Source organism: Burkholderia sp. NRF60-BP8 (assembly GCF_001522585.2).
In the GTDB taxonomy this organism is placed as follows: Bacteria; Pseudomonadota; Gammaproteobacteria; order Burkholderiales; family Burkholderiaceae; genus Burkholderia.
Map to the genome: position 1 here is coordinate 2,516,799 of NZ_CP013373.1, position 12,759 is coordinate 2,529,557.

General features: G+C 69.9%; 8 protein-coding genes. 4 read left to right on the forward strand and 4 right to left on the reverse strand.

Annotated elements, in window-relative coordinates; genetic code table 11:
- Positions 1-306 precede the first annotated feature (306 nt).
- The 3 genes from WS54_RS25165 to purT all read right to left on the reverse strand — a co-directional run bounded on the left by WS54_RS25165 (position 307) and on the right by purT (position 2,200).
- Positions 307-687 carry an MliC family protein gene (locus tag WS54_RS25165; RefSeq protein ID WP_059781284.1) on the reverse strand — a complete coding sequence of 127 codons (381 nt, stop codon included), beginning with the start codon at positions 685-687 and terminating at the stop codon, positions 307-309.
- Positions 688-781: 94 nt separating this feature from the next.
- Positions 782-967, reverse strand: coding sequence for a DUF6726 family protein (locus tag WS54_RS25170; protein WP_059781282.1), 186 nt, complete (start codon positions 965-967; stop codon positions 782-784).
- A gap of 18 nt (positions 968-985) precedes the next feature.
- Positions 986-2,200, reverse strand: a complete 1,215-nt coding sequence (gene purT / locus WS54_RS25175; RefSeq protein WP_059781281.1) for a formate-dependent phosphoribosylglycinamide formyltransferase — start codon at positions 2,198-2,200, stop codon at positions 986-988.
- 216 nt (positions 2,201-2,416) lie between these two features.
- Between purT and WS54_RS25180 the strand changes: the two genes are divergently transcribed.
- Positions 2,417-2,962 carry an META domain-containing protein gene (locus tag WS54_RS25180; protein WP_059781278.1) on the forward strand — a complete coding sequence of 182 codons (546 nt, stop codon included), beginning with the start codon at positions 2,417-2,419 and terminating at the stop codon, positions 2,960-2,962.
- A 177-nt stretch (positions 2,963-3,139) separates the two neighbouring features.
- Complete coding sequence (locus WS54_RS25185) at positions 3,140-7,654, forward strand: FtsK/SpoIIIE family DNA translocase (protein WP_059781277.1); 4,515 nt, start codon at positions 3,140-3,142, stop codon at positions 7,652-7,654.
- 96 nt (positions 7,655-7,750) lie between these two features.
- Here WS54_RS25185 and WS54_RS25190 read toward each other — a convergent pair whose 3' ends face one another.
- Complete coding sequence (locus WS54_RS25190) at positions 7,751-8,995, reverse strand: lactonase family protein (protein ID WP_108041964.1); 1,245 nt, start codon at positions 8,993-8,995, stop codon at positions 7,751-7,753.
- A 166-nt stretch (positions 8,996-9,161) separates the two neighbouring features.
- On the opposite strand from WS54_RS25190, the gene WS54_RS25200 reads away from it, so the two are divergent.
- A complete protein-coding gene (locus WS54_RS25200; RefSeq protein WP_034208030.1) occupies positions 9,162-10,991 on the forward strand; it encodes a glycoside hydrolase family 15 protein in 1,830 nt (609 codons plus the stop codon).
- Between the two features lie 214 nt (positions 10,992-11,205).
- Positions 11,206-12,696 (forward strand): polyhydroxyalkanoate depolymerase, encoded by a 1,491-nt coding sequence (locus WS54_RS25205; protein WP_059781273.1) that lies wholly within the window; start codon positions 11,206-11,208, stop codon positions 12,694-12,696.
- The last annotated feature ends 63 nt before the right edge of the window (positions 12,697-12,759 follow it).

Below are 12,759 nucleotides of genomic sequence, written 5' to 3' on the forward strand. Positions count from 1 at the left end.
GACGCCAGGCCGTGCGGACTCCGTTCGGCGCGAATGCCGGCGGAAAGGGCCGTATTGTAGCACCGTGCGCGCATCTGTCCGTGACAACGCCGCGAACGGCCGCGACCGCGGCTCGCGCGGCGTGCCTGTCCGCCCCGCGCGACCGGGCGATTGGCCGATCGGACTATCCGTATCGGCCAGCGAACCATATTAGGGGCTCGATCCTGGAATCCCACACGGGCATGCCCGCCAGCCCGCCCGTGCGCCCGGCCGTCAACCCGGCAACGGGTCACGCAGGCGAATACGCGCTGCGCGCGCGTCCGCCGCTCAGCCCTTCTTCTTTTTCTTCTCGACCTGCACGCAGTCGCCCAGCAGCGGCGGCGACTGCGGGTCGGCGATCTCGTCGCGCAGCGTCGCTTCCTTGCCCTTCGTCCACCAGGTATAGCGGCCGGCCTGGTAGCGCGCGCCCGACGCCGACACCGTATCGACGAACAGCATCTGCTTGCCGTCCACCGGCACGAGCGCGAAGCTCTGGCCGTTGCCCGCGAGCCAGTACGACACGCGCACCGGCTGCTTGTGGTTCGCGCACTGGTAGAGGGTTTGCTGGCGCGCGTCGGCGTCGATCTCCTCGACGGTCAGTTGCGCGGCGTGCGCGACCGAAACGGCGGTGCCGGCAAGCGCAAGCGCGGCGAGGGTGTAGCGAATCATGCAGGTCCTCTCACGAGACGTTGGAAACGCGCCCTTGCGGGACGCGCGGTTATTGTTTGCAGGATCGGCGGGGAAATCGCGCCGATCGCCAGAATCAGGGATCGATCACGTCCGCGCACGCATCGGTCGGCGCCGCGGCGAGATGGCCGACGAGCGGCACGATCTTGAGCCCGGCCGACGCCACCCGGCACGGCGCTGCCGCGACGCCGCAGCCGGCGAGACCCGCAACGAGCGCCAGCGCGGCGCCCAGCTTTCCGATACGCAACCATCGCGACGCCATCGTCCTCTCCTCGTTCCGTCAGCGCGCCGACACGGGCCGGACGGCCGCGGCAGCGCGCTTCGCCCGTTCGCGGGCTTCGTCGACGGTCGCGCCGGTCGCCAGCGCGACGCCCATGCGCCGCTTCGCGAAACTTTCCGGCTTGCCGAACAGGCGCAGGTCCGCGCCCGGCACCGCGAGCGCGTCGCGCACGCCTTCGAACGCGATCCCGCGCTCGTCGAGCCCGCCGTAGATCACCGCCGACGCGGCCGGCGTGCCGAGCGCCGGATCGACCGGCAGGCCGAGAATCGCGCGTGCGTGCAGCTCGAATTCCGACTGGCGCTGCGAGGCGAGCGTGACGAGGCCCGTATCGTGCGGCCGCGGGCTCACCTCGGAGAACCATACGTCGTCGCCGCGCACGAACAGCTCGACGCCGAACAGCCCGCGCCCGCCGAGCGCCTCGGTCACCTTGTGCGCGATCTCGCGCGATTTCTCGAGCGCCGCCGCGCTCATCGGCTGCGGCTGCCACGATTCGACATAGTCGCCCGCCACCTGCACGTGGCCGACCGGTTCGCAGAAATAGGTGCGCGTGTCGAGCGTCGCCGGGTCGATCGCGCGCACGGTCAGCTGCGTGATCTCGTAGTCGAAATCGACGAAGCCCTCGACGATCACGCGGCCGTGGTTCACGCGCCCGCCCGCCATCGCGTAGTCCCACGCGGGTTTCACGTCGGCGTCGGTCTTCACGACCGACTGCCCCTTGCCCGACGACGACATCACCGGCTTCACGACGCACGGCATGCCGATCTTCGCGACGGCCGCGCCGAAGGCCTCGAACGAATCCGCGAACGCATACGGGGAAGTCGGCAGGCCGAGCGCCTCGGCCGCGAGCCGGCGGATCCCTTCGCGATTCATCGTGAGCTGCGTCGCGCGCGCGGTCGGGATCACCTCGGCGAGGCCGGCCGCCTCGATCGCCGCGAGCGCGTCGGTGGCGATCGCCTCGATCTCGGGGACGATCAGGTGCGGCCGTTCGGCTTCCACGACGGCCCGCAGCGCGGCCGGGTCCGTCATGTCGATCACGTGCGCGCGATGCGCGACCTGGTGGCCCGGCGCGTCCGGATAGCGATCGACCGCGACGACTTCGACGCCGAGACGCTGCAACGCGATGATGACTTCCTTGCCGAGTTCGCCGGCGCCGAGCAGCATGACGCGCGTGGCCGAGGGTGAAAGCGGCGTACCGAGCCGCTGACCGATCTGCATGTGATTTCCCGCTGGTTCTGTTGGAGGACGAAAACGGCTTCGATGTTAACACGGGCATCCGCGCCGGTTTGGGCGGTTTGGCCGCGCCCGCGCGTGGTCGCGCGAGGCCCGCGGGCGGGCCGCGAACGTTTTCGCGCGCGAAGTGTCGGCTCGCCTGCCGCGGGGCGGGTGCGTTACTCTTACGCCTTGATCAGAATCCGAAGAGGAACGAGGCTCATGTCCCACCTGTCCGCGGCCGCACGCGCACGCACCGGCCTGCTTCGCCCGTTGCGCGCGCCGCTTTGCGCGTTGACGCTTGCCACGCTTCTCGCCGCCTGCGCGATGCCGACCCATCCCGATTCCGCCGCCCCAGCACCCGACCCGTACAACCCGGCCGCCGTCCAGCTGCTCGACGACACGAGCTGGGAGCTCACCAGCTGGGTGAACGCCGACGGCACGCCGCGCGCGATCCCGCACGGCGACAACGGCGAGCCGATCAAGCTCGCGCTGTCGACCGACTCGGGCATCCGCCGCGCGAGCGGGTTCTCGGGCTGCAACCGCTACATGGGCACCTACGCGATCAAGAACGGCCTGCTGAGCTTCGGCCCGCTCGCCGGCACGCGAATGGCCTGCCCGAACACGCTCGGCGGCCAGCTCGAATCCGCGTACCTCGACGCGCTCGCCCACATCGAGAAAACCGGCGTGCAGATGCGCGCGCCGCAGCAATTGCAGATCGTGACCCAAGCCGGCGCGACGCTGACGTTCACGCAGCGGAGCCCCTGATGAACGGCGCACGCGAAGGCCGACCGACCGCCTTCGCGTGGCGCGCCACGCGCACGTGCCACCCACGTGCGTCGCGCGGCATGAATCGGAATCACGCCGCGTCAGAGTCTTGTTCGCCGGCCGGTTAAACTCGGCGGGTCGCGCCCCGTGCGCCCCGCCCCACTCCTGTTTCAAAGCATGCACACGGTTGTCTTCGGCTGGTTCGGCATCTCCGCCGTCTGGTTTCTCCTTCTCTTCTGGCGTCTCGTGCAGGCGATGCTGCCCGGCGGCGGCGGGCTCGCCGGCCGCGGCTCGATCCGCCTGTGGCTCGGCTTCGCCGCGGTGTTCGTCGCAAGCTGCACGCTGACGAGCCCGCTGTCGGGCCCCGACACGAACGCGCTCGGCCATGCGTGCTCGGCCGGCTTCGCCCACGTGCTCGGCCCGATCGGCACGCCGGTCGCGATGGTCGTGCTGTTGTTCGCCGGCTTGCCATGGCTGACCGGCATCGGCTGGCGGCAGTTCGCCGCGTGGGTCGACACGTCGTTCGGCGTCAAGCTGTCGCGCGACGGCGGCGACGACGACGCGCGCGGGATCGCCGACCTGCCGCGCAGCGCGCTGCATCGCGACGACGACGTCGTGCAGCCGACCACCGCGCACACCGTCAACTCGATGGCGCCGCGCCAGAACGGCCGGTATTCGCGCCCGACGGTGTGGAAACCCGATCCGCAGGCGCGCCCGAAGCCGCGCAGCAAGACGCCGCCCCGCCCGCTCGCGGAGCCCGTCGCGCCGTCGGGCTGGCTGAAGCCGACCGCCCCGCCGCGCACGCCGGCGCCGCCCGCGCCGATCCCGGCCAGCGCGATGCCGCCGCCGACGACCGGCAGCACCGCCAGCCTCGCGCGCGCCGCGGCGAACGCGCAGGTGCCGCGCCCCGCGCCCGCCCCGCTTCCGGTCGGATTCGAACCCGTCCGGCCGCGTCCGACCGCCGCGCGACCGGCCACCGCCGCGCTGACGCAGACGGCGCCGCGCGCGACGGTCACCCCGCGCCCGGCCGGTACGCCGCCGCAGCGTCCGCCGGTGCGGCCGGTCGCGGGCACGGCGGCCGCCGGCCCGTCGGACGCGGCACGACGCCGCCCGGCGCCGCCCGCGCCGGCGCGCGCACCGCTCTATGCATGGAACGAGAAGCCGGCCGCGCCGATCACGCCGGCGCCGAGCGTTCACGACACGCTGCGTTCGATCGAGGCCAGCACCGCGCAATGGGCGTCGCTGGGCGGCGCGCAATCGGCCGATGCCACGCGCGCGGCGACCGCTGCCGCCGCCGTGGCCGGCGTCGCCGCGACGGCAGGCAGCGTGGCCGCGCCGGCATCCGCGGCCGCGTCGAACGCGTTCGTCCCCGCGGCGCAGGACATCGCAGCCCAGGACGGCGATGTCCCGGCCGCACACGATGCCGCGCCTGCTCGCGACGACGGCGCGCCGATCGTGCTCGACGCCTTCATGCCGGTGCAATCCGGTATCGCGCAGGCCCCGCGTGTCGATTCGCCCACCCCGGCGCTCGACGACGCTGCACCGTCCACGCGACCGGATACCGGCATCGACGATCGCGCGTTCGCGCATCGCGCCGACGACGAAATCCGTCGCGTGGACGATGCGGCCGCTGCGCCGTCGTTCGACGCACCCCTCGACGTCGCGCCTTGGGACGATGTCGTCAGCCCGCCGGTTTCCGCGCGCGACGTGTCGACCGAACACCCGATCGCCGAGCCGCTGGCACACGCCACGGGATCGGAGTCCGCTCATTCGGCGTTCGCGCAAGCAGGCAATGCAGCGGTTCGCGACCTCGGTGCCAGCAAGCCGACCGCGTCCGTCGATGTCGACGACGAGGACGACGCACGACCGGCGCCTGCAATCGATCGCGCGGCACCGGTCCACTTGCATGCCGATCCGCACGCCGACGTGAAGCCGCCGGCCGACAGCCTCGTGTCGTTCGCCGCCCTGCCCGCTTCGGCGATTGCGGCAACGCCCGCACCGGCCGTATCGCATCCCGCACCGGACGCAGCCAAGCCGATCGAGACGGAACCTGCGGCGTCGTTGCCGGCTGTCGCTCCACGCGCGACGCCCGCCGCCACGTATTGGACACCTTCGACGGTGCAGCCCACCGCGGCCCCGTCGACCGTCTCCGCCGAATTGCCGAAATCACCGGCGGCTCAGCCGTTTGCCGCAACATCGACGGCATCGACCGCCGCTGCGTCGCCGCTGGCCGGCACGGCTGACGGTTCGACGGCACACGCGTCCGCACTCGCCTCCACATCGAGCATCGCGCCCGTCGCCGCCGCAGTTTCGTCGGTCGGCGTAACCGGCACGGCGTCCGCGTCGCCATCGCAACCTGCCGCATCGGCACCACCCGCTACTTCCGCCGCGTCGGCGTCGCCGGCCGGTGTGACGGGCCTGACCTACGGTTCGCTTTCGCGCGCTTCGACGCCCGCATCGACCGAGGCGCCCGCCGTGACGCCATCGGCCGCCGGCGCATCGGGTTCGCCGTTCGGTTCGACTGCGCAGGCACCTACAACGCCGGCGCCCGCCACCGCGACGCCCGCAACACCCGCGACTTTCGCGTCCGCGCCTGTCGCCACACCGTCTTACGCGCCGGCATCGACGCTTCCGGTCGACACGGCAACCCCGTCGACCGGTACCACGACTTTCGCGACATCGGGCTCATCGAGCGCAGTCGCTCCGCAGCCGGCAAGCGGCCTGCCCGCGTCGCCTACCGTGTCTGCGCCGGCGTCGCCGTCCTTCAGCACGATCGCGTCGACGACCACGGCCGCCGCCGCCACGCCGATCCAGTCGATCGCGGATTCGCCTGCCGCTGACGCCGGATCGCCGACGTCGATGGGCGCGACCGCTGCGACGCAGGCTCCGTCGATCGCGTTCGTCCCCGCCGCAGTCGCAGCCCAAACGTTGACGACACAGCCCGCCCCTGCCGCATCGTCGGCGAGTTGGTCGATGTCGCACGACGCGGGCGCAACGCCGACCGCGACACCGCAAGCGACGCCCCTCCCCGCCGCGAACCTCTCGCCCACGCCGGCAGCCGCAGTTTCCGCGCCGACATTGCCCGCGACCCCGTCGATCGGCGCACCGGCCGCCGAAGCCGCCGAAGCCATCGAGGCAGCCGAACCGGCCCCGGTCGCCCCCGCCCGCCCGCCGCGCCCGAACGCGTTCGAATTCCACGCCCCCGCGTCGTTCAGCGTCGAACTCCCGACGCTCGACCTGCTCGAGCCCGCCTCCGACGACGTCGAAACGATCACCGAGGAACACCTCGCGCAAACCGCGCAGGTGATCGAACAGCGGCTGCAGGAATTCAAGGTGCCGGTGACGGTGGTCGGCGCGTCGGCCGGCCCCGTGATCACGCGCTTCGAGATCGAACCCGCGCTCGGCGTGCGCGGCAGCCAGATCGTCGGCCTGATGAAGGACCTGTCGCGCGGCCTCGGTCTCACGTCGATCCGCGTCGTCGAGACGATCCCCGGCAAGACCTGCATGGGCCTCGAACTGCCGAACGCGAAGCGCCAGATGATCCGCCTGTCGGAGATCCTCGAATCGCGCCCGTACCAGCATTCGCCGTCGCAACTGACGATCGCGATGGGCAAGGACATCACCGGCCACCCGGTCGTCACCGATCTCGCGAAGGCCCCGCACATGCTCGTGGCAGGCACGACGGGTTCGGGCAAGTCGGTCGCGATCAACGCGATGATCCTGTCGCTGCTGTACAAGGCGACGCCGGAAGACGTGCGGCTCATCATGATCGACCCGAAGATGCTGGAGCTGTCGGTCTACGAAGGCATCCCGCACCTGCTCGCGCCGGTCGTCACCGACATGAAGCTCGCGGCGAACGCGCTGAACTGGTGCGTCGGCGAAATGGAGAAGCGCTACCGGCTGATGTCGGCCGTCGGCGTACGCAACCTCGCGGGCTTCAACCAGAAGATCCGCGACGCGGAAGCGAAGGAAAAGAAGATCGGCAACCCGTTCTCGCTGACGCCCGACGACCCGGAGCCGCTGTCGAAGCTGCCGCTGATCGTCGTCGTGATCGACGAGCTGGCCGACCTGATGATGGTCGCCGGCAAGAAGATCGAGGAGCTGATCGCCCGCCTCGCGCAGAAGGCGCGCGCGGCCGGCATCCACCTGATCCTCGCGACCCAGCGGCCGTCGGTCGACGTGATCACCGGCCTCATCAAGGCGAACATTCCGACGCGCGTCGCGTTCCAGGTGTCGTCGAAGATCGATTCGCGCACGATCCTCGACCAGATGGGCGCGGAGTCGCTGCTCGGGATGGGCGACATGCTGTTCCTGCCGCCGGGCACCGGTTATCCGCAGCGCGTGCACGGCGCGTTCGTCGCCGACGAGGAAGTGCACCGGATCGTCGAGTATCTGAAGCAGTTCGGCGAGCCGCAGTACGAGGAAGGGATTCTCGACGGCCCTGCCACCGACGGCGCGACGCAGGACCTGTTCGGCGATGCGCCGGACGCGGAAGCCGATCCGCTGTACGACGAAGCCGTCGCGTTCGTCGTGCGCACGCGGCGCGCGTCGATCTCGTCGGTGCAGCGTCAGTTGCGCATCGGCTACAACCGTGCGGCACGCCTCGTCGAGCAGATGGAAGCGGCCGGCCTCGTGTCGGCGATGGGCATCAACGGCAGCCGCGAGGTGCTCGTGCCGGCCGCGGCCGAGTGAGGCGGGCGGCCCGCCGGCCGCGATTCATCGCGACGGGCGCGCCGCGCAACGGGCCGTCCGCAAAAAAAGGCGCTGCCTCGGCAGCGCCTTTCTCGTTTACTGCACCGGCACCAGCTTGAAATCGACCGGCTTGCCGACCGCGACCTTCTGCGGATTCGCGTCGAGCTGCCCCGTTTCCACATCGCGACTGAACACGTAGAACGTGTCGCTGTCCTGGTTGCCGACGATCAGCCACTTGCCGGTCGGATCGATCAGGAACTCGCGCGGCGTCTTGCCGAGGCTCGACTGGCGGCCGACGAGCTTCAGCCGGCCGTCCGCCTTGTTCACCGCGTAGATCACGAGGTCGTTCGCGTCGCCGCGGTTGCTCACGTACAGGAAGCGCCCGTCCGGCGACAGGTGGATCGCGCCGCCGCCGACCTTGCCCTTGAAGCCCGGGGCCGTCATCGGCACCGTCTCGATCGGCGTCAGCTTGCCGTCGTGATAGCCGAACACCTCGACCGACGCGTTGAGCTCGCTCGTCACGTACGCGAAGCGGCCGTCGGCGCCGAACACCATGTGACGCGGGCCCGAGCCGGCCTTCACCGGCGTATAGCGCGTGTCGGTCGGGCTGATCAGCCCGCGGCTGCCGTCCACCGTGTAGCGGTAGCCGTAGATCTTGTCCGCGCCGAGATCCTGCACGAACAGGTAGCGGCCGTCCGGCGAAAATACCGTCGAATGCACGTGCGCGCCGTCCTGGCGGCCCTTCACGGGCCCCGTGCCTTCGTGATGGACCGTCAGCACGGCCGGGCCGACGGCGCCGCCGTCGCGGATCGGGAACACCGCGAAGCTGCCGCCCGGATCGGCCGCCACCGAGTAGTTGGCGGTGACGAGGTACTTGCCGTCCGGCGACAGCGCGAGATAGCAAGGATCGTTCCCTTCCGACGACACGCGGTCGATGAACGTGAGGGCGCCCGTCTTCGCGTCGAAGCCGAACGCGCTGACGCCGCCGCGCTGCGTCGCCGGCCCGTTGTCGCCGGGCAGCTCGTTGACCGCGTACACGGTGCGACCGTCGCGGCTCGGCAACAGATACGACGGATTCTCGGTCTTCGCCGACGACACAGGCGCGACGCTGCCCGTCTTCGTATCGAAGCGGTAAACGTAGATCCCGTCGCTGCCGCCGCCCGTATAGGTGCCGACGAGCAGGTTGTAGACGCCGTCGGCCGGGGCGGACGATTGCTGCGCGAATGCGTGGGTCGCGGACAGAGAAAGCACGATCGCGAAACCTTTCATCCAGTGAGCGAGCCTAAGCGGGAACCCTCGTGTCGAAGCGCGTGCGTCACGCTCGCGTAAACGGTTGGGCATTGAATCCTCCTTGCATCGAGTCGCTTCAAGTGTTGAGATAGGACGAAACGCCGGCCGTTCATGCGCTCCGCCGCCCGGCCGAGTATACGGGGCGCGACGCCCGGGCGTGAAGTCCGGGCCGCCGACGTCCGCATTGTGAACTCGAATACCCAAGGATCGCCTGCCCATGCCCGCCCTGATCGAAGACTACGCCCTCGTCGGCGACGGCCACACGGCCGCGCTGATCGCAAAAGACGGCTCCGTCGACTGGCTGTGCTGGCCCCGCTTCGATTCGGGCGCCTGCTTCGCGGCGCTGCTCGGCACGCCCGAGCACGGACGCTGGCTGCTTGCTCCGGCCGCCGACGCCGCGATCACGCACACGACCCGCCGCTATCGCGGCGACACGCTGATTCTCGAAACCGATTACGAAAGCGCCGACGGCGCCGTCACCGTGATCGACTTCATGCCGCCCGGCAACGGCTGGTCCGAACTGGTGCGGATCGTCGTCGGCCGCCACGGCACGATGAGGATGCGCATGGAGCTCGTGTTGCGCTTCGACTACGGTTTCTCGATTCCGTGGGTCACGCAACTGACCCGCGAGGACGGCATGAAGGCCATCGCCGGCCCCGATACCGTCGTGCTGCGTACGCCGGTGCCGCTCACCGGCAAGAACCTCCATACGCTCGCGGAATTCACGGTCAACGCCGACGAGCGCGTGCCGTTCTCGCTCGGCTACGCGGCGTCGCACATGCGGCTGCCGCCGGCGCGCGACCCGCTGTCGATGCTCGCGCGCACCGAGAACTACTGGCTCGAATGGTCGGGCCGCTGCCAGGTGCAGGGCCGCTACGCGGCCGCCGTGCGCCGCTCGCTGATCACGCTGAAGGCGCTCGCGTACGAACCGACCGGCGGCATCGTCGCCGCGCCGACCACGTCGCTGCCCGAAAAGATCGGCGGCAACCGCAACTGGGACTACCGCTACTGCTGGCTGCGCGACGCGACGATCACGCTGCTTGCGCTGATGCGCGGCGGCTACTACGACGAGGCGCGCGCATGGCGCACGTGGCTCGGCCGCGTGATGGCCGGCTCGCCCGAGCAGATCCAGATCATGTACGGGATCGCCGGCGAGCGCCGGCTGCCGGAAATGGAGCTCGACTGGCTGCCCGGCTACCAGGATTCGAAGCCGGTGCGCGTCGGCAACGGCGCCGCGAACCAGCTCCAGCTCGACGTGTTCGGCGAGGTGATGGCCGCGCTGCACCTCGCGCGCGTGGGCGGCCTGCAGGCCGACGACACGGTCTGGTCCGTGCAGTGCGCGCTGCTCGACCACCTCGAGAAGATCTGGCAGGAGCCCGACGAAGGCATCTGGGAAACGCGCGGCGGCCGCCGCCATTTCACGTTCTCGAAAGTGATGGCGTGGGTCGCGTTCGACCGCGCGATCAAGTCGGCGGAAATGTTCCGGCTGCCCGGCTCGCTCGACCGCTGGCGCGCGCTGCGCGAGCGGATCCATGCGGACGTCTGCGCCAACGCGTGGCACGAAGGCAAGCAGGCGTTCGCGCAGAGCTACGGCAGCGACGAACTCGACGCGAGCGTGCTGCTGCTGCCGCAGCTCGGCTTCCTGCCGCCGGAAGACCCGCGCATCGTCGGCACGGTCGACGCGATCGAGCGGGAATTGCTGCACGACGGGCTCGTGATGCGCTACCGCACGACCGAATACGACGACGGCCTGCCGCCCGGCGAAGGCACGTTTCTCGCATGCAGCTTCTGGCTGGTCGACAGCTATGCGCTGCTCGGCCGGATCGACGACGCGCATCGGCTCTTCAGCCGCCTGCTCGCGTTGTCGAACGACCTGGGGCTGCTCGCGGAGGAGTACGACCCGGTGGCCGGGCGGCTCGTCGGCAACTTCCCGCAGGCGTTCTCGCACGTGGCGCTCGTGCATACCGCGATGAACCTGATGCACCACGAAGACGCGATGGCGCGCGCGGCCGGCCAGCCCGCGCCGGCCGTCGCGACCGGGCGCTGAGCGGCGCGGCGCGCGCCCTTGTTCATAGATCGTCAAATCGCAAAATTTTGATGAAAAAACCGGGAAATGTTGCATTGCACAACCGATCGTTGTCCGATATGATCGACGAGATTGTCCGGCTGCAATGCAACATGGCCGGCCGCTGACCCACACGGCACGCCGCGACGCCCCACGCCGCCCTTGCGCACCGTCCCCCCACGCGGGAGTAGCCTGCATGCTTTACCAACTGCACGAATTCCAGCGGGCGATGCTGAGCCCGCTCACGGCCTGGGCCCAGGCCGCCTCGAAGTCGTTCGCGAATCCGTCCAGCCCGTTCTCGCTAATCCCCGGCGCGCCGCGGATGGCCGCCGCCTATGAGTTGATGTATCGACTCGGCAAGGATTACGAAAAGCCGGAATTCAACATCCATCAGATCGTCAAGGACGGCCACAACATCCCGATCGTCGAGCAGACGATCATCGAGAAGCCGTTCTGCCGGCTGCTGCGCTTCAAGCGCTATTCGGACGACGCCGACGCCGTCACGCAACTGAAGGACGAGCCGGTCGTGCTGGTCTGCGCGCCGCTGTCGGGCCACCACTCGACGCTGCTGCGCGACACGGTGCGCACGCTGCTGCAGGATCACAAGGTCTACATCACCGACTGGATCGACGCGCGGATGGTGCCGGTCGAGACCGGCCCGTTCCACCTGCACGACTACATCGCGTACATCCAGGAATTCATCCGTCACATCGGCGCGCGCAACCTGCACGTGATCTCGGTATGCCAGCCGACGGTGCCGGTGCTCGCGGCGATTTCGCTGATGGCGAGCCGCGGCGAGGACACGCCGCTCACGATGACGATGATGGGCGGCCCGATCGACGCGCGCCGCAGCCCGACTTCCGTGAATTCGCTCGCGACGCAGCACTCGACCGCGTGGTTCGAGAACAACGTGATCCACACGGTGCCGGCGAACTATCCGGGCGAAGGCCGCCAGGTGTATCCGGGCTTCCTGCAGCACACGGGCTTCGTCGCGATGAACCCGGAGCGGCACGCGCAATCGCACTGGGATTTCTACCAGAGCCTGCTGCGCGGCGACGAGGACGACGCCGAAGCGCACCGCCGCTTCTACGACGAGTACAACGCGGTGCTCGACATGGCCGCCGAGTATTACCTTGAGACGATCCGCGTCGTGTTCCAGGAATTCCGGCTCGCGGAAGGCACGTGGGACGTCGAAGGCGAGCGCGTGCGGCCGCAGGACATCAAGCACACCGCGCTGATGACGATCGAGGGCGAACTCGACGACATCTCGGGCAGCGGCCAGACGCACGTCGCGCACGAGCTGTGCACCGGCATCCCGCAAGACGATCGCCGCAGCCTGACCGCCGAGAAGTGCGGCCACTACGGGATCTTCTCGGGCCGCCGCTGGCGCACGATCATCTATCCGCAACTGCGCGACTTCATCCGCGAGCATGCGCCGGAACCGAAGCACGGCGCGACGAAGCTGCCCGCCGATGCGCAGGACGCGACCACGATCGGCGTCGTGCCGGCCGCCAAGCCGCAGCCGGAAACGACAGCGCGCGTCACCGCCGCGAAACGCGCGCGCGCGAAGACGCCGGCCGTGACGGTCGCGCCCGCCAAGGCGGCCGCCACGAAGGCCGCGCCCGCCGCCAAACGCGCGGCGAGCAGCCCGCGCGCAAAACCCGTGCGGGCCCGCAAGGCCGCCTGACGCATCGCGTTCCGACGCAAAAACGCCGCCGTTGCTTGCGCACGGCGGCGTTTTTTTATGCGG

Excerpts from the sequence above, each read along its gene's own strand:
- WS54_RS25205 (WP_059781273.1), top strand. The coding sequence starts at position 11,206 with ATGCTTTACCAACTGCACGAATTCCAGCGGGCGATGCTGAGCCCGCTC.
- WS54_RS25190 (WP_108041964.1), bottom strand. The coding sequence starts at position 8,995 with ATGCCCAACCGTTTACGCGAGCGTGACGCACGCGCTTCGACACGAGGG.
- purT (WP_059781281.1), bottom strand. The coding sequence starts at position 2,200 with ATGCAGATCGGTCAGCGGCTCGGTACGCCGCTTTCACCCTCGGCCACG.
- WS54_RS25180 (WP_059781278.1), top strand. The coding sequence starts at position 2,417 with ATGTCCCACCTGTCCGCGGCCGCACGCGCACGCACCGGCCTGCTTCGC.
- WS54_RS25185 (WP_059781277.1), top strand. The coding sequence starts at position 3,140 with ATGCACACGGTTGTCTTCGGCTGGTTCGGCATCTCCGCCGTCTGGTTT.
- WS54_RS25165 (WP_059781284.1), bottom strand. The coding sequence starts at position 687 with ATGATTCGCTACACCCTCGCCGCGCTTGCGCTTGCCGGCACCGCCGTT.
- WS54_RS25170 (WP_059781282.1), bottom strand. The coding sequence starts at position 967 with ATGGCGTCGCGATGGTTGCGTATCGGAAAGCTGGGCGCCGCGCTGGCG.
- WS54_RS25200 (WP_034208030.1), top strand. The coding sequence starts at position 9,162 with ATGCCCGCCCTGATCGAAGACTACGCCCTCGTCGGCGACGGCCACACG.